The 17,375-nt window shown below is 58.6% G+C and carries 17 protein-coding genes and 1 pseudogene; 7 read left to right on the top strand and 11 right to left on the bottom strand.

The annotated features are described in order from the left end of the window. Window positions 1-179: 179 nt before the first annotated feature. Together AB4O01_RS25475 and AB4O01_RS25470 are read right to left on the bottom strand one after the other, a co-directional pair. Window positions 180-1,484 carry a CynX/NimT family MFS transporter gene (locus tag AB4O01_RS25475; protein WP_460089939.1) on the bottom strand — a complete coding sequence of 435 codons (1,305 nt, stop codon included), beginning with the start codon at window positions 1,482-1,484 and terminating at the stop codon, window positions 180-182. Beyond that, window positions 1,474-2,133, bottom strand: a complete 660-nt coding sequence (locus AB4O01_RS25470) for a FadR/GntR family transcriptional regulator (RefSeq protein ID WP_095050963.1) — start codon at window positions 2,131-2,133, stop codon at window positions 1,474-1,476. Before AB4O01_RS25470 ends, AB4O01_RS25475 begins: the two co-directional genes overlap by 11 nt. 166 nt (window positions 2,134-2,299) lie before the next feature. Here AB4O01_RS25470 and AB4O01_RS25465 point away from each other — a divergent pair, with 166 nt between their 5' ends. Continuing rightward, entirely contained in the window at window positions 2,300-2,611 is a 312-nt protein-coding gene (locus AB4O01_RS25465) for a type II toxin-antitoxin system MqsR family toxin (RefSeq protein WP_077571229.1), read from the top strand. Continuing rightward, window positions 2,608-3,095, top strand: a pseudogene (locus tag AB4O01_RS25460) (type II TA system antitoxin MqsA family protein). The gene AB4O01_RS25465 and the pseudogene AB4O01_RS25460 overlap by 4 nt, the downstream one beginning before the upstream one ends. A 52-nt stretch (window positions 3,096-3,147) precedes the next feature. On the opposite strand, the gene AB4O01_RS25455 reads toward AB4O01_RS25460, so the two are convergent. From AB4O01_RS25455 to AB4O01_RS25440, 4 genes are all read right to left on the bottom strand, one after another. Then, a complete protein-coding gene (locus AB4O01_RS25455) occupies window positions 3,148-3,912 on the bottom strand; it encodes an amino acid ABC transporter ATP-binding protein (RefSeq protein ID WP_008080191.1) in 765 nt (254 codons plus the stop codon). A gap of 10 nt (window positions 3,913-3,922) precedes the next feature. Next, window positions 3,923-5,017, bottom strand: coding sequence for an amino acid ABC transporter permease (locus AB4O01_RS25450; protein ID WP_093436977.1), 1,095 nt, complete (start codon window positions 5,015-5,017; stop codon window positions 3,923-3,925). A gap of 10 nt (window positions 5,018-5,027) precedes the next feature. Further along, window positions 5,028-6,209 (bottom strand): amino acid ABC transporter permease, encoded by a 1,182-nt coding sequence (locus AB4O01_RS25445; protein WP_099758062.1) that lies wholly within the window; start codon window positions 6,207-6,209, stop codon window positions 5,028-5,030. A gap of 66 nt (window positions 6,210-6,275) precedes the next feature. Beyond that, window positions 6,276-7,307, bottom strand: a complete 1,032-nt coding sequence (locus tag AB4O01_RS25440) for an amino acid ABC transporter substrate-binding protein (RefSeq protein WP_007914328.1) — start codon at window positions 7,305-7,307, stop codon at window positions 6,276-6,278. Window positions 7,308-7,774: 467 nt separating this feature from the next. Between AB4O01_RS25440 and AB4O01_RS25435 the strand changes: the two genes are divergently transcribed. From AB4O01_RS25435 to AB4O01_RS25415, 5 genes are all read left to right on the top strand, one after another. Further along, a complete protein-coding gene (locus AB4O01_RS25435) occupies window positions 7,775-8,431 on the top strand; it encodes an alpha/beta hydrolase (protein WP_460089938.1) in 657 nt (218 codons plus the stop codon). 97 nt (window positions 8,432-8,528) lie between these two features. Continuing rightward, entirely contained in the window at window positions 8,529-10,007 is a 1,479-nt protein-coding gene (gene rhlB / locus AB4O01_RS25430; protein WP_460089937.1) for an ATP-dependent RNA helicase RhlB, read from the top strand. 135 nt (window positions 10,008-10,142) lie between these two features. Continuing rightward, entirely contained in the window at window positions 10,143-11,093 is a 951-nt protein-coding gene (locus tag AB4O01_RS25425) for an ornithine cyclodeaminase family protein (protein ID WP_427120504.1), read from the top strand. A gap of 148 nt (window positions 11,094-11,241) precedes the next feature. Then, the gene (locus AB4O01_RS25420) at window positions 11,242-12,369 is read left to right on the top strand and encodes an NAD(P)/FAD-dependent oxidoreductase (protein WP_116254617.1); all 1,128 of its coding nucleotides are present in this window, start codon (window positions 11,242-11,244) and stop codon (window positions 12,367-12,369) included. Between the two features lie 91 nt (window positions 12,370-12,460). Next, complete coding sequence (locus AB4O01_RS25415) at window positions 12,461-13,087, top strand: helix-turn-helix transcriptional regulator (protein WP_064586076.1); 627 nt, start codon at window positions 12,461-12,463, stop codon at window positions 13,085-13,087. Window positions 13,088-13,187: 100 nt separating this feature from the next. Here the strand turns inward: AB4O01_RS25415 and AB4O01_RS25410 are convergent, their stop codons facing one another. From AB4O01_RS25410 to AB4O01_RS25390, 5 genes are all read right to left on the bottom strand, one after another. Beyond that, a complete protein-coding gene (locus AB4O01_RS25410; RefSeq protein WP_460089936.1) occupies window positions 13,188-13,964 on the bottom strand; it encodes an ABC transporter substrate-binding protein in 777 nt (258 codons plus the stop codon). Between the two features lie 285 nt (window positions 13,965-14,249). Then, window positions 14,250-14,702, bottom strand: coding sequence for a molybdopterin synthase catalytic subunit MoaE (gene moaE, locus AB4O01_RS25405; protein WP_007914312.1), 453 nt, complete (start codon window positions 14,700-14,702; stop codon window positions 14,250-14,252). A 3-nt stretch (window positions 14,703-14,705) separates the two neighbouring features. Further along, the gene (locus AB4O01_RS25400; RefSeq protein WP_093437018.1) at window positions 14,706-14,948 is read right to left on the bottom strand and encodes a MoaD/ThiS family protein; all 243 of its coding nucleotides are present in this window, start codon (window positions 14,946-14,948) and stop codon (window positions 14,706-14,708) included. Continuing rightward, the gene (gene moaC, locus AB4O01_RS25395) at window positions 14,945-15,418 is read right to left on the bottom strand and encodes a cyclic pyranopterin monophosphate synthase MoaC (RefSeq protein WP_093437022.1); all 474 of its coding nucleotides are present in this window, start codon (window positions 15,416-15,418) and stop codon (window positions 14,945-14,947) included. The genes AB4O01_RS25400 and moaC overlap by 4 nt, the downstream gene beginning before the upstream one ends. Window positions 15,419-15,658: 240 nt before the next feature. Next, entirely contained in the window at window positions 15,659-17,053 is a 1,395-nt protein-coding gene (locus AB4O01_RS25390; RefSeq protein ID WP_007914309.1) for a PhoH family protein, read from the bottom strand. Window positions 17,054-17,375 lie beyond the last annotated feature (322 nt).

The following is a 17,375-nucleotide window of genomic DNA, read 5'->3' as shown; positions in this document are numbered from 1 at the left end:
CTATCGGCATTCGTAAACCGAATACCACGCAAGATCTTCAAGGTGCCCCAAAAACTGTGGGAGCGAGCTTGCTCGCGAAGAGGCCGGCACATTCAACATGATCTTTGCCTGAACCACCGTCTTCGCGAGCAAGCTCGCTCCCACATTGGATATCACTGGCCCCAAAAAAGGGTTATGTGTCAGATTTTTTCGCTTTGCACTTGCACGTACAACGCACGCCCGGCGCCGAGGCCGGCGATGATCGCACCGGTGCCAATGATGCCGAAGATCCAGCCCACGGCATTCCAGCCGCCGGTCCAGTCATGCACCACGCCGACCGCAAACGGCCCCATCGACGCCAACGTGTAACCGAAACCCTGAGACATGCTCGACAGGTTCGCCGCGACATGGGAATCGCGCGAACGCAGCACAATCAATGTCAACGCCAGACTGAACGTACCGCCCTGCCCCAGCCCCAACAGAATCGCCCAGCCCCACAGGCCTTCGATCGGCGCGTACAGGCAACCGAACAGACCGCCAAGGGTCAGCGCCATGACCACGACGATCGCCAGACGCTGATCCTTGCCGCGCGTCGCCAGCCACGGTGCGGCTAACGAACTGGCGAGCTGGATGATCACCGAACCGGACAACACCAGGCCGGCCTGGGTCGGCGTTAGGCCGCGACCAATCAGGATCGACGGCAACCAGCCGAACACAATGTAGGCCAGCGACGATTGCAGGCCCATGTACAAGGTCACCTGCCAGGCCAACGGATCACGCAGCAGCCCGCGCACACGGTAGGCGACGTTGTGCGCGCCATGTTTCTGCCCGACTTGCGGCAACCAGAACACCGCTGCAACCAGCGCCGGAATCACCCAGAAACCCAGGCCCATCGCCCAACTGTGACCGAAATGTTCACTCAGCGGCACACTGGAACCGGCCGCCATCGCCGCGCCCAGACACAGCGCCATGGTGTACACGCCGGTCATGGTGCCGGCGTGTTTGGCGAAGTCGCGCTTGACGATGCCCGGCAGCAAAACTCCGATGATGCCGATACTCGCGCCGCCCAATACGCTGCCAGCGAACAGGCCGATCTCGCCGAAGTTGCTGCGCAAGATAATCCCGCCGGCCAGTGCCAGTAGAATTCCCAACACCACCCGTTCAGCGCCAAAACGCCGCGCCAGAATCGGTGCCAGTGGGGCGAACAATCCCAGGCACAGCACTGGCAGTGTGGTCAGCAAACCGGCCTGAGCCGCCGACAAACCGAGGCTTTTCGACACATCACTGAGCAGCGGCGCCATGCTCGACAGCGCCGGACGCAAATTCAGCGCGACCAGAATCAAGCCGAGCAGCAACAACCACGGCCGGCGCACCAGCGGGTGGCTTTGTTGCACTTGCTCGTCGTCAGCCTCGGCGTCGATCAGCAGCTCTTCAAGCTCTGCCGTGCGCTTTGGGGTTGTGGATAGCTCACTGCGGGACATGGATTTCTCGGTTTCAAGGTTCATTGATCAACTGCCTCGACAAAGCTTTGGCCCGTTCCGGGTCGCGTTGCTCGACCGCATCGAGTAACTCGATATGCAAGTCGAACACTTCCTGACGGCGCGGGACGATATTCAGGGTCTGGCGCAATTGCGCGCCGACGATGCTGGAGAAATAGCGATAAAGCTCGCTGAGGGTCGGGTTGTGCGCGGCATCGACCAGACGACGGTGGAACACCAGATCGCAGGCGATATAGGTGTCGAGATCGCCGTGGTAGTGGCTGCCGCTGGTGCCGAGCGCTTCACGCAAGGCGACGAGGTCCTCGTCGGTACGGCGCAACGCTGCCAGGCCGATGGCCTCGACTTCGAGGATGTGCCGGGTTTCCCGCGCCTGATCGAGCGAGCAGCGCGACAAGGCCTTGAGCGTGTCGAGCGGATCGACCACGGCGCGCAGGTAACTGCCATCGCCCTGACGAATCTCGATCAGTCCGGAAAACGCCAGCACGCGCATGGCTTCGCGCACGGTGTTGCGGCTGATACCCAGCTCGGCGCACAGTTCGGGTTCGGTCGGCAAACGCTCGCCAACCTGCCAGGCACCGCTGTTGATGCGCTGACGAAGCTGATCCAGAGCCTGATCGACCAGGGATCGCTTAACGAGTGGAGAAATGTCTGACATAGGATTTTCCCTTTCATCCAATCATAGGATGAATTTTCTGACATGTTAGTCATACCCGTGTAGGACGGCAACCACCTAGGGTCAATCGGAGACACATGGAGCGGGATTTTCGATTGGTCAAAATTACCCTTTAAGGGTAATTTCAGGGACAGGGTTTTGGTTTCTTATGGAAAAGAACACACCCCATTACGAATTGGCGGTGATCAAGGCTGAGGTGAGGCGGTTAGGTCAAAAAGCTTTCACCAAAGCTTCGGTTAAATCAGCTGAGAAGCTCGGCTTCAACCTCAGCGAAATGCTAGAGATCGTTTTCGAGCTACAAACCAGGATGTTGTACAAATCGATGACGACTTATGACGATCATCGAATCTGGCAAGACGTGTATCACATCAATTCACGAGATCAGGAGATTTACATCAAGGTGACCTATCGCCCCGGCGGCAGCCCACCGGTAATCTCCTTCAAGGAGAAAAACCCATGAAAACCCAGCAATGTGTCAGCTGCGGTGCACGTGAGGGAATGAGGCATTTCCAGGGTCGCGGAGAAACCCTGAGTGTCAAAGGCATGGAGCGCCGTGTAGACGATCTATCTGGTTGGGAGTGCCAGAAGTGCGGTGAAGTGGAATGGGATTTCGACACCGATAGTGCTGAGCGTTATTGTGATGCCGGTGACGAGTTGGTTCTCGCTGGCAGACAAATGATCGGCGCCGAGATGAAACGAATTCGACGCAAATTGCACCTGACGCAGAAAGAGACAGTGCAACTGCTCTCTGGTGGCGGGCATAACGCATTCTCTCGCTACGAACGGGGCGAGTTACTTCCCCCAAAGCATTGGTGCTGCTGATGCGCTTATTGGATCGTCATCCCTACATGCTCGTCGATATCCAGACCTTGGCTGAAGGCGCAGACCTGCGAGGTTTCACGCACACAGTGCACAAGGAACACGAAACCCTGACCGTTTCCTGACCCACAAAAAACAAACCCGGCACAAGGCCGGGTTGTTTTTACGCACAAACCATCAATGCAAAATCTGACTCAAGAACAACTTAGTCCGCTCATTCTGCGGATTATCGAAGAAGTCATTCGGCGCCGCTTGCTCAACGATTTCACCTTTATCCATGAAGATCACACGGTTGGCCACAGTGCGGGCAAAGCCCATTTCGTGGGTCACGCAGAGCATGGTCATGCCGTCTTCAGCCAGACCGATCATGGTGTCGAGCACTTCTTTCACCATTTCCGGGTCGAGCGCCGAGGTCGGTTCGTCGAACAGCATGATTTTCGGCTTCATGCACAGCGCGCGGGCAATCGCCACACGCTGTTGCTGACCACCGGACAGCTGCCCCGGGAATTTGTGCGCCTGCTCCGGAATGCGTACGCGCTCCAGGTAATGCATGGCGATTTCCTCAGCCTTGCGCTTGGGCATCTTGCGCACCCACATCGGAGCCAGGGTGCAGTTCTGCAAAATGGTCAGGTGCGGGAACAGGTTGAAGTGCTGGAACACCATGCCGACTTCGCGGCGGATCGCTTCGATCTGCTTGAGGTCGTTGGTCAGCTCCACGCCGTCGACGACGATGCGGCCCTGCTGGTGTTCTTCCAGACGATTGAGGCAGCGGATGGTGGTCGACTTGCCGGAACCCGATGGGCCGCACAGGACGATACGCTCGCCCTGTTTGACGTTGAGGTTGATGTCTTTGAGCACGTGGAACTGGCCGTACCACTTGTTGACGCCCTGCATTTGAATAATGCCTTCAGGACCTACAGGCTTTTTGATTGCTTCACTCATTTACAGACTCCTAACGCTTGTGGCCAGTGTCGAGCTTGCGTTCCAGATGCATGGAATAGCGCGACATACCAAAACAGAAAATCCAGAACACCAGGGCGGCGAACACGTAGCCTTCGGTGGCCATGCCCAGCCATTTCGGATCGGCAGCGGCTTGTTTGACGCTGTTGAGCAGGTCAAACAGGCCGATGATGATCACCAGGCTGGTGTCCTTGAACAGCGCAATGAAGGTGTTGACGATGCCCGGGATCACCAGCTTCAGGGCTTGCGGCAGGATCACCAGGCCCATCGAACGCCAGTAACCGAGGCCCATCGCCGCGGCCGCTTCGTACTGACCTTTAGGGATCGCTTGCAGACCGCCACGCACCACTTCGGCCACATAGGCCGACTGGAACAGGATCACGCCGATCAGTGCCCGCAGCAGTTTGTCGAAGTTCATGCCTTCAGGCAGGAACAGCGGCAGCATCACCGAGGACATGAACAGCACAGTGATCAACGGCACGCCGCGCCAGAACTCGATGAAGGTCACGCAGACCACACGAATCGCCGGCATGTTCGAACGACGGCCCAGCGCCAGCACAATCCCCAGCGGCAACGCACCGGCGATACCGACAGTGGCGATAACCAGGGTCAGCATCAGGCCGCCCCACTGGCTGGTCGCCACATTGCTCAGACCAAAACCGCCGTGCAGCAAGGTGAAGGCAATGATCGGATACAGCACCAGAAAGCTCAGCCCGTAGATCGCTTTACGCGGCACACGCGAGATGAACAATGGCGCCGCGCCGATCACCGCCAGCCACACGGTCAGGTCGACGCGCCAGCGCAGTTCCGTCGGGTAGTAGCCGTACATGAACTGGCCAAAACGCTGCTGAATGAACACCCAGCAGGCGCCCTCCTTGGTGCAGTCGGCGCGAGTGGTGCCGACCCAGTTGGCATCGACAATCGCCCAACTGAGGATCGGTGGCACCACCAGGTAGATCAGGTAGAACGCAAACAGGGTCAGCAGGGTGTTGAGCCAGCTGGAGAACATGTTCGCGCGCATCCATGCCACCACACCGATGCTGCTGTTCGGTGGGGGCATGTCGGGTTTGAAAGTATGAGTACTCATGCGCTTTTCCTTACCGCTCGATCAGCGCAATGCGCTTGTTGTACCAGTTCATCAGCAGAGAGATGCTGATACTGATCGCCAGGTACACGCTCATCGTGATGGCAATCACTTCGATGGCTTGACCGGTCTGGTTGAGCACGGTGCCGGCGAACAGCGACACCATTTCCGGGTAACCGATACCGGCCGCCAGCGAGGAGTTCTTCGCCAGATTGAGGTATTGGCTGGTCAGGGGCGGAATGATCACGCGCAGGGCTTGCGGAATGATCACCTTGCGCAGGGTCGGGCCGTTGCGCAGGCCGAGCGAGCGCGCCGCTTCGGTCTGGCCATGGCTGACCGACTTGATCCCGGAGCGCACGATCTCAGCGATGAACGCCGCGGTGTACACGGTCAGGGCCAGGGTCAAGGCGAGCAGTTCCGGGATCAGCACCCAGCCGCCGACGAAGTTGAAGCCTTTGAGTTCAGGCATTTCCCAGTGCAGCGGAGCGCCGAAGATCAGTGCGCACAAGGTCGGGATCACCAGCAGAATCGCCAGACCGACCCAGAACTTGTGGAACGGCACGCCGGTTTCTTCAAAGCGCTTGTTGGCCCAGCGGCACATCAGCACGATGCCGACGATGGCCACCACGATGCTGATCACGAACGCCCAGAAACCATCAGCGGCCAACGCGGCCGGCATGTTCAGGCCACGGCTGCTGACGAAGAAGGTGTCACCGAAGTTATGGCTGTTGCGCGGTCCCGGCATGGTCAGGAATACCGCGAAGTACCAGAACAGGATTTGCAGCAGCGGCGGAATGTTGCGGAACACTTCCACATACACGGTCGCCAGTTTGCTGATGATCCAGTTCTGCGACAGCCGTGCCACACCGATGATGAAACCGAGGATCGTCGCTAGAACCACGCCGATCACGGTTACCAACAGGGTGTTGAGCAGACCGATGACAAAGACGCGGGCATAGCTGTCCGCTTCGGTGTAGTCGATCAGGTGTTGAGCGATGCCGAATCCGGCACTGCGCTCCAGAAAGCCGAAACCGGAAGTAATGCCCCGGTGCTGAAGGTTGGTTTGCGTGTTGTCGAACAAGTACCAGCCCAGCGAGACCACCGCCACAACGGTGATGATCTGGAATAGCCACGCACGCACTCGTGGATCGCTGAGGCTGAGCCTCTGCTTTGGTGCGCCGATTGAATTTTGCATGAAGTGCCCCGGAAGAAATGGAACAAGAACATCACCCGGCGGTTGGCCCGCCGGGCGATAGAACCATTAGCGCACTGGTGGTGCGTACTGAATGCCGCCGTTGTTCCACAGGGCATTCAAGCCGCGGTCGATTTCCAGCGGAGTGCTCTTGCCGAGGTTTTTCTCGAAGATTTCGCCGTAGTTGCCGACTTGTTTGACGATCTGCACAACCCAGTCTTTCGGCAGTTTCAGGTCTTTGCCGTACTCGCCGTCAGCGCCGAGCATACGGGCAACGTCCGGGTTCTTGGTCGACTTGGCTTCAGCTTCAACGTTCTTCGAAGTGATGCCGGCTTCTTCGGTGTTGAGCAGCGCGTAGCCAACCCAACGCACGATGGCCAGCCACTCGTCGTCGCCGTTACGTACGACCGGGCCCAGCGGTTCTTTGGAAATGGTTTCCGGCAGAACCACGTAGTCCTTCGGCGAGGCCAGCTTGGAGCGCTGGGCGAACAGTTGGGACTTGTCGGAGGTCAGCACGTCGCAACGACCGGATTCCAGCGACTTGGCGCTTTCATCGGAGGTGTCGAAGGTGATCGGGGTGTATTTCAGACCGTTGCCACGGAAGTAGTCGGAAACGTTCAGCTCGGTGGTGGTACCGGCCTGGATGCAGATGGTTGCACCGTCCAGCTCTTTGGCACTTTTCACGCCCAGCTTGTTGTTCACCAGGAAACCGATGCCGTCGTAGTAGGTAATGAAGCCCGGGAATTTCAGGCCCATGCCCGCGTCACGCGAACTGGTCATGGTGGTGTTGCGCGACAGGATGTCGATCTCGCCCGATTGCAGCGCGGTGAAGCGCTCTTTGGCGTTCAACTGACTGAATTTGACCTTGGTCGCGTCGCCGAATACGGCAGCGGCCACAGCGCGGCAGACGTCAGCGTCGATCCCGAGGATCTTGCCGGTTGCGTCCGGTACCGAGAAGCCCGGCAGACCGTCGCTCACGCCACACTGCACGAAACCTTTCTTCTGCACGGCATCCAGGGTTGCACCCGCCTGAGCGAACCCGCTGACGCCGAGAACTGTTGCTGCAGTCACGATCGCCAGAGTGGATTTCAACATCTTCATTCAAACCTCCAGTTTTGCTCTTGTTGTGTCGGAGCTTGAGTCCAGTCGCACCCTTTTGAGGCGTTGTTGACCCGTGTTGGCTTTTTTTGGGGTCAACCGACGTAAGACCTTCGCTATGAGTCTAGTAGGAGAAAATCCACATCATGGACAACTCACTTCTCACCAATCGGCCGAACGGGCTGTAGCCCTTTCACATTCGCTAAGCCCGTAGCGGCCATTGGCGAACATCCATCACCGGATTCTTTGCAATCCCGTCGCGGGTCGTACACTGATAGTGTTACCGCCCACGCAAGATCGGTTGCACGGTTCAAGCCATAGCAAAGCCCGTACCACACCGCTCACCGAATCGATTCGGCGACAGGTCAATAGCAAAACTTGTAACCTTGCGACATCTTCTTAACGGATCAACCGGACGCGCACTCGAACCACGCACTTAATGAGAGCGCCCGCACATTTTTGGAGCAGACATGACCGAGCCCTTGATTCTTCAGCCTGTTAAGCCCGCAGACGCCTGCGTGATCTGGCTGCACGGCCTCGGCGCCGACCGTTACGACTTCCTGCCGGTGGCCGAGGCATTGCAGGAAAGCCTGCTGAGCACGCGCTTCGTGTTGCCACAGGCGCCAACTCGTCCAGTGACGATAAATGGCGGATATGCCATGCCAAGCTGGTACGACATCAAAGCCATGAGCCCGGCGCGCGCGATCGATCGTGATGAGCTGGAAGCGTCGGCGGATCGCATCATCGAATTGGTCGAAAACGAGCGCGCCAGCGGAATAGACGCCTCGCGAATTTTTCTCGCCGGGTTTTCCCAAGGTGGCGCGGTGGTGTTGCACACTGCATTTGTGAAATGGCAGGGGCCATTGGGCGGCGTGCTGGCGTTGTCGACATATGCGCCGACCTTCAGTGATGAGATGGAGCTGTCAGCCAGTCAGCAGCGGATCCCCGCGATATGCCTGCACGGCCAGTTCGATGGCGTGGTGCAAAACTCGATGGGGCGCAGTGCTTATGAGCATTTGGTGAAGCATGGTGTCACCGTGACATGGCAGGAATACCCAATGGAGCACGAAGTGTTACCCGAGGAAATTCGCGACATCGGTGCCTGGTTGAGCGAACGTTTGCGCTAAGCGTCGAGATTAAAACCGCCCTTTGATCCCTCCCACTACGCCGCGCCCGTTTCTTGCATTACACTGGCCGGCGTACATTCCTTAACCAATTGATGAGATGACCGTGCTCAAAGCACTCAAGAAGATGTTCGGTAAAAGCGAGGCTGAGCAGCTCGCACCAGTTCCCAGTGCGCCGTCGCACGCCCCCGGTCATCGCAACGATGCGCCACAGGCCGAGCGCCCCGCTCACGTAGCGGCACCGAAGGCAGAACCACAACCTGCACCGGCCGCGCCAATCGCCGCCGAACCTGCCCGCAGCGAAGCGCCGAAACCGGCCAGACCGCGCCGCGAACCGAAGCCCAAGGCAGCGGTTATTCCGTGGAAACTCGAGGATTTCGTCGTCGAGCCACAGGAAGGCAAAACTCGCTTCCACGATTTCAAGCTGTCTCCAGAACTGATGCACGCCATCCAGGATCTGGGTTTTCCGTACTGCACGCCGATTCAGGCGCAGGTGCTGGGTTACACCCTCGCCGGCAAAGACGCCATTGGCCGTGCGCAGACCGGCACCGGTAAAACCGCCGCGTTCCTGATCTCGATCATCACCCAACTGCTGCAGACCCCGCCGCCGAAAGAACGCTACATGGGCGAACCCCGTGCGCTGATCATCGCGCCGACCCGTGAGTTGGTGGTACAAATCGCCAAGGACGCCGCTGACCTGACCAAGTACACCGGCCTCAACGTCATGACGTTTGTTGGCGGCATGGACTTTGACAAGCAGCTCAAGCACCTCGAAGCGCGTCACTGCGACATCCTCGTCGCCACACCCGGCCGTCTGCTCGACTTCAACCAGCGTGGCGACGTGCACCTGGACATGGTCGAAGTGATGGTGTTGGACGAAGCCGACCGCATGCTCGACATGGGATTCATCCCGCAGGTACGTCAGATCATTCGCCAGACGCCACCGAAGTCCGAACGCCAGACCTTGCTGTTCTCCGCGACCTTCACCGAAGACGTGATGAACCTCGCCAAGCAGTGGACCACTGACCCTGCGATCGTCGAAATCGAAATCACCAACGTTGCCAACGAAAACGTCGAGCAGCACATCTATGCGGTGGCCGGTGCCGACAAGTACAAACTGCTCTACAACCTGGTCAACGATAACGGCTGGGAACGCGTGATCGTGTTTGCCAACCGCAAGGACGAAGTGCGCCGCATCGAAGAACGCCTGGTGCGCGATGGCATCAACGCCGCGCAACTGTCCGGCGATGTGCCGCAGCACAAACGCATCAAGACCCTGGAGGGTTTCCGCGAAGGCAAGATTCGCGTACTGGTCGCCACTGATGTGGCCGGTCGCGGCATCCACATCGACGGCATCAGCCACGTGATCAACTTCACCCTGCCGGAAGTCCCGGACGACTACGTGCACCGCATCGGTCGTACCGGTCGTGCCGGCGCCGACGGTGTGTCGATCAGCTTCGCCGGTGAGGACGACTCCTACCAGTTGCCGTCCATCGAAGAGAAGCTCGGTCGCAAGATCAGCTGTGAAACGCCGCCGACGCATCTGTTGCGCGCGGTTGAACGCAAGCGTCCGCAGTAAACGACGTTTAAAGAAAAGCGCAGCCGGCAACGGACTGCGCTTTTTTTTCGCCCGGTGTTTCATCAGGTGCTTGCGAGAGAAAACTAAAAGTCCATAATAGACAAATAAGTTTATTTTTCGTTTTCGGAGCCTGATATGTCCAGTACGCCCTACGTGATCGACCAGCATCAGGCCCGTGAGCTGCTGGCGCGCATTGATGTGCCGCAAATCCTGCGCAAGCTGTTCCGTGATCTTGCGGCGGGTAACGCTGTGCAACCGGCGCAGCAACTGGTGGAATTTCCGCAAGGTGCCGGCGACTTCATCAATTACCTGGGCGTGCTGGCCGAAGACGGCGTGTACGGCGTGAAAACTTCGCCGTATATCGTTCGCGAACAAGGTGCACTGGTGACGGCTTGGACATTGTTGATGTCGATGAAAACCGGTCAGCCACTGCTGCTCTGCGATGCCGCTGAACTGACCACCGCGCGCACCGCCGCGACCACGGCTGTGGCGGTCGACACCCTCGCTCCGACAAACGCCACGCGACTGGCAATCATCGGTAGTGGCAAGGTTGCGCAGGCGCATCTGCATTATGTGAAAGGTCTGCGCGACTGGCAGAACATCAGCCTGTATTCGCCAAGCCTGTCCGCCGACGCTCAAACCAAGGCACTGTTGAAAGCCATCACTCCCAACCTGAGGATCGTTGACAGCCGTGAAGCCGCCCTCGTCGAGGCGGACGTGATCATGCTGTGCACCTCGTCCGCCGGCCCGGTGATCGATCCGGCCGCGCTAAGCAAATCAGCCCTGATCACCTCGATCAGCACCAACGCCCCGCGTGCCCATGAAGTGCCGCCGCAGAGCCTCAACGACATGCAGGTGTTCTGCGACTATCGTCTGACCACGCCGGGTTCGGCAGGTGAGATGCTGATTGCCAGTGAACAGCATGGCTGGAGCAAGGATTCGATTGTCGGCGACCTCGCCGACTTGCTCAGCGAGAAAGTGCAGCGCCCCGATTACGATCGTCACGTGTTTTTCCGTTCAATTGGCCTCGGCCTGGAAGACATCGCCCTGGCCAATGCGGTTTATCTCCTCCATCACCAGAATTAAGCCTGATGCAATCCATGTGGGAGCGAGCTTGCTCGCGAATGCGGTCTGACATTCACCGAATGTGTTGACTGATAGATCGCTTTCGCGAGCAAGCTCGCTCCCACAGGGATTGCGTGTATTTTCATATTTCGAGCATCAGGAGACCTACATGAGCCAGGCAGATTTCATCATCATCGGCGGCGGGATTGCCGGCGCATCCACCGGTTTCTGGCTGTCGCCGCACGGCAAAGTGATCGTGCTCGAACGTGAATCCCACCCGGCGTATCACTCCACCGGGCGCTCCGCCGCGCTGTTTACCGCCGCGTACGGCACGCCACAAGTTCGCGCGCTGACCCAGGCCAGCCGGGCGTTTTTTGACCACCCGCCAGCCGGTTTCTGCGAACACCCACTGCTCACCCCACGCGGTGAAATGACCGTGGATTTCACCGGTGATGCCGCCGAACTCAACAACCAATATCTCAGCGCCAAAGCCACCGTGCCGGAGATGCAACTGCTCAGCGCCGACGAAGCCTGCGCGCGACTGCCGATCCTGCGTCGGGAAAAAGTCCACGGCGCGATCTATGACCCGAGCGCCAGCGACATCGATACTGACGCCTTGCATCAGGGCTACCTGCGCGGGATTCGCCGCAACAACGGCGAATTGCACACCGATTGCGAAGTGCTAGGCCTCAGTCGCGATGCCGAGGGCCGCTGGAGTGTTCAGACCAACGGCCAGACGTTCAGCGCGCCAGTGATCATCAACGCCGCCGGCGCCTGGGCCGACAAGATCGGCACACTGGCCGGCGCCCAACCGCTGGGCCTGCAACCGAAGCGCCGCGCCGCGTTCATTTTCGCCGGGCCGGAAGGCGTCGACATTCATCACTGGCCGATGCTGGTCAGCCTCGACGAATCCTTCTATATGAAGCCCGACGCCGGCATGTTTCTCGGCTCGCCCGCCAACGCCGACCCGGTCGAGCCTCACGATGTGCAGCCGGAAGAACTGGACATCGCCATGGGCATCTACCAGATCGAAGAGGCCACCACGCTGACCATCCGCCGTCCGACGCGTACGTGGGCCGGCCTGCGCAGCTTCGTCGCCGACGGTGATTTGCTCAGCGGTTTCGATCAACAGGTGCCGGGGCTGTTCTGGGTGGCGGCACAGGGTGGTTACGGCATTCAGACTTCCCCGGCGATGGGCCAGGCCAGCGCGGCGTTGGTACGCGGCGAGCCGTTGCCCGAGCACTTGCAGCAGTTCGGGCTAGACAGCGCCATGCTAGCCCCCGCTCGCCTCGCCTGATTGTCCACGGATGACGCGCCCAACGGATTGCGGCACACTCGCAGCGCCTCCTGATCACGGGGGCGTTGACGCTGCCTGGAGCTCCACTGTCATGACTGCCCCTGAATTCGACCCGGCGCTGGATAACTTCCGCGCTGTTGCCGACGCCATCGCCACGCTGTTCTTTCCCCACGCCGAAGTGGTGCTGCACGACCTGCGCACGCAAAAGGTCGACTACATCGCCAACAACCTGTCCAAGCGCGAGATCGGCGACGACTCGTCACTGGAGGACATGCTCAGCGAGGATGTCAGCGACCGCAATATCGGCCCGTACGAAAAGCTCAATTGGGATGGCCAGAAGATTCGCAGCCTGAGCACCGTGCTGCGCGACAGCGAAGGCCGGCCACTGGCGGTGTTGTGCATCAACCTGAATATTTCGCTGTTCGAGAATGCCAAGGCCGCGCTGGACCTGTTTCTCTCGCCGAGCAAACTGATCCCGCAACCGGACTCACTGTTTCGCGATGACTGGCAGGAACGCATCAACACCTTCCTCCACGCCTGGCTGCGCGAGCGGCAGCTGAGCCTGAACCTGCTTACCCGCGATCACAAACGTGAACTGGTGCTGGCGCTGCACGCCGAAGGCGCGTTCAAGGGCAAGAGCGCCTCGAACTATGTGGCCAACGTGCTGAACATGGGGCGGGCGACGGTGTACAAGCATTTGAAGGAATTGAAGGGCTAGAGATTTGCGGTGATTTCTCTGACGCCATCGCGAGCAGGCTCACTCCTACAGGGGAACGCATTCCAAATGTAGGAGTGAGCCTGCTCGCGAAAGCGGTAGATCAGTCGCCGTAAATGTCGGACTTGAAATACTTCTCGGAAATCTTCTGGTACTCGCCACTCGCGCGAATGCCATCGATGGCGCCATTCAACTGGCTGACCAATTCTGCATTACCCTTGCGCACTGCAATCCCTGCGCCCTCGCCCACGTACTTCGGATCCTTCAACTCAGGCCCGACAAACGCATAACCCTTGCCACGCGGCATCGACAAAAAGTCATTCAGCGGAATGGTGTCGGCAAAAATCGCATCGAGCCGCCCCGCTGCCAGGTCCATGTAGATTTCTTCGTTGTTGCTGTAGCGCTTGACGTTAGTGCCCTTCGGCTCGAACACCTCGGTGGCATAACGATCGGTGGTGGTCGCGCGCTGCACGCCGACGTTCTTGCCCTTGAGGCTGGCGTATTGATCGTCGACCGTGGCGCCTTCCTTCATCACTAGGCGCGACGAGGTGAAGTAGTACTTATGGGTGAAATCCACCGACTTCTTGCGGTCTTCGTTGATGGTCATCGAGGACAGCGCCATGTCGATTTTCTTCACTTTCAGCGAAGGAATCAGACCGTCGAACTCACCTTCGACCCACACACACTTGACCTTCATTTGCGCGCATAGGGCATTGCCGATGTCATAGTCGAAACCGACGATTTCGCCTTTGTCGGTTTTCGAGGCGAATGGCGGGTAAGCGGCTTCGATGCCGATGCGCAGGGTTTGCTCGGCGGCGAACACGCTGGCGCAGGACAACAGGCTGAGGGCCAGACCGGTGATGAGGGGTAGTTTCTTCATGTTCGTTCTCTCGCGGGGTTGTTGTTGGTTTGGCAAGATGAAGAAGAGCAGCTGCTAGCGGGGAGCTACGAGCGGCAAGACTGAAACTTTTTTGTACTTGGAAATCCATATTGGACTTATAGGTACAAGCCGTCAATCCACGAGAAGAGAGTGTCTGCGAGGTTTTTGCTGTTACAGATGGCCCCTTCGCGAGCAAGCTCGCTCCCACATTGGATTTGTGAACGACACAGATCCAATGTGGGAGCGAGCTTGCTCGCGAAGGCGTACTGAGGGACGCTACAGGAATTACTTTTTCCAGCGATCCGCCGCTGCATGATCACTGTCGCGCCCCTCAACCCAACGCGGGCCATCACTGGTGTTTTCTTTCTTCCAGAACGGCGCGCGGGTTTTCAGGTAGTCCATGACAAAGGCGCAGGCATCGAAGGCAGCCTGGCGATGGGCACTGGCGGCGCCGACGAACACGATGGGTTCGCCCGGCTCCAATGCGCCGATGCGGTGCAGCACTTCCAGTTTCAGCAACGGCCAGCGCTGTTCGGCTTCGCTGGCGATTTTGCCGAGGGCTTTTTCGGTCATGCCCGGATAGTGTTCGAGGAACATCCCCGCTACATCGAGGCCGTCGTTAAAGTCGCGCACGTAGCCGACAAAACTCACCACCGCGCCGACGCCGACATTGGCCGCATGCATCGCGTTGACTTCAGCGCCCGGATCGAACGGCGTGGCCTGCACGCGAATCGCCATGGATCAGCCCCCGGTCACGGTAGGGAAAAACGCCACTTCGTCGCCATCGACCACCGGCTCATCGAGTTGGCAGAGGTCTTCGTTGCGTGCGCACATCAGGTTCTGCTCGCTCAACACCTCGGCGCCGTCACGTTGCGCGAGCAATGCGCGAACGTCCTCGACGGTGGCGAAATCACCTTCAATTCTTACCGAATCCACGCCCAGCGCTTCGCGGTAACGGGCAAAAAACTTCACGGTCAGGTTCATGGCTGCTCCGCCTGAAAGTGCCCGCTCTTGCCACCGACCTTCTCCAGCAGACGCACGCTTTCAATGGTCATGCCGCGATCGACGGCTTTACACATGTCGTAAATGGTCAGGGCGGCAACACTGGCAGCGGTCAACGCTTCCATCTCAACGCCGGTCTGCCCGGACAGCTTGCAGCGAGCAACGATGCGCACGGTGTCGTCGCCATCAGCACTGAGTTCGACTTTGACGCCGGTGAGCATCAGCGGATGGCACAGGGGAATCAGATCACTGGTTTTCTTCGCCGCTTGAATGCCGGCAATGCGCGCCACGGCGAACACGTCACCCTTGGGATGGCCGCCGCTGACGATCATCTGCAGCGTTTCGGGGAGCATGCGCACCAGCGCTTGGGCCGTCGCTTCACGGAACGTCACGGCTTTTTCGGTGACGTCGACCATGTTGGCGCGACCTTGGGAATCGAGATGAGTCAGCACGGGATTACTCCTGATCAGGAGCGACGATTGTAAACCTGCGGGTCAAATTTCCGCATCATTGATTATGAAATCACCGTTGCATCCTGTGGGAGCGAGCTTGCTCGCGAAGGCGGTGCATCAGGCTACATCTATGGTGACTGGCATACCGCATTCGCGAGCAAGCTCGCTCCCACATTTGGATTTGTGTCCAGGCATAAAAAAACCGGGCGGCTGGTGGGCCGCCCGGTTTTGGGTGAAGGGTTACAAATGCGATTCGGCGTATTCGGCCAGAATCGAACGAGGCACCCCTTGCAGGGTGATGTGCACACCGTTGGGGAAATCCTTGAAGCGTTCGGTCAGGTAGGTCAGCCCGGAACTGGTCGCGGACAGGTAAGGGGTGTCGATCTGTGCGAGGTTGCCCAGGCACACCACTTTGGAACCGGCGCCGGCCCGGGTGATGATGGTTTTCATCTGATGCGGCGTGAGGTTCTGGCATTCGTCGATCAGGATCAGGCTCTGCTGGAAGCTGCGACCGCGAATGTAGTTGAGCGATTTGAACTGCAACGGCACTTTGCTGAGGATGTAGTCGACGCTGCCATGGGTGTTTTCGTCATCCATGTGCAAGGCTTCGAGGTTGTCGGTGATGGCGCCCAGCCACGGCTCCATTTTTTCCGCTTCAGTCCCGGGCAGGAAGCCGATTTCCTGGTCCAGGCCCTGCACGCTGCGGGTCGCAATGATGCGGCGATAACGCTTGCTGACCATGGTCTGCTCGATCGCCGCGGCCAGAGCCAGAATGGTTTTACCGGAACCGGCGGCACCCGACAGGTTGACCAGATGAATGTCCGGATCGAGCAGCGCGTACAGCGCCAGACTCTGATAGATGTCGCGTGGCTTCAGCCCCCAGGCCTCTTGATGCAGCAGCGGTTCCTGATGCAGGTCGAGGATCAGCAGCTTGGCCTCGTCGATCTCCTTGATCCAGCCGACAAAGCCCTGTTCGTCGATGATGAACTCGTTGATGTGCACCGCCGGCAGGTTGTCGATCAGTTGCACTTGGTGCCAGGTGCGGCCGTGATCCTGGCGGGTGTCGACCTTGCTCACGCGGTCCCAGAAAGAGCCGGTCATGTTGTGATAGCCGTTGGGCAGCAGGGACACGTCATCGACCAGTTGGTCGGTGCTGTAATCCTCGGCATCGATGCCACAGGCGCGCGCCTTGAGGCGCATGTTGATGTCTTTGGTGACAAGCACCACAGGCTTTTTCGGATCGCGGGTGTGCAAATCGATCAGTTGGTTGATGATTTTATTGTCGTTCAGATGCTCGGGCAGAATCAGATTCGATTCGGCCTGTTTGCTCATCAGAATTGACAGCAAGCCCTTCGGCCCGCCTTTACCGCGCTGGATCGGCACACCCAGCTCGACGTCTTCAGGGGAAGCGTCACCCAGAGTCTTGTCGATCAGCCGGATGGCCTGACGGCATTCGGCGGCAACGCTGTGATGCCCGCTCTTGAGCTTGTCCAGCTCTTCAAGCACGGTCATCGGGATCGCGACGTGGTGTTCTTCGAAATTCAGCAGGGCATTTGGATCGTGAATCAATACGTTGGTATCGAGTACATAAAGGATTGGCTGGTTGGAGGAAGGGCTACGTCCGTGATCATCCATACTCGGTCACCTTTGTCAGAGCCATTGGACGCAATACCTGAGCGGTGCTGCGCCTCGAAGTGACTGCCGAAATCTCACCTGCGGAGATTCAAGTGACTGCAAACAAACGGGTCTTGGAAGACGCCACCTGTGTTGCAGGTTTCGGCGGTCTGTCTTCGTAATACTCCAAAACCGATGACATAAAAAAGTACTTTGACGGTTTTTTTAAGTTTATTTTTCAGAGTGACGAAAAGCCCTTGGCGGACTGCCCAGACCCCGCTAAAGTCGGAAGTCCGCCTGCATCGAACTCTTCAAAAAAATCGCCCCAAGCCCAATGTTTCCG

The sequence above is a fragment of the Pseudomonas sp. S2_E02 genome (assembly GCF_054668355.1).
The sequence above is the reverse complement of the archived record's forward strand: the minus strand, read 5'-3'. Positions and strand labels throughout refer to the sequence as shown.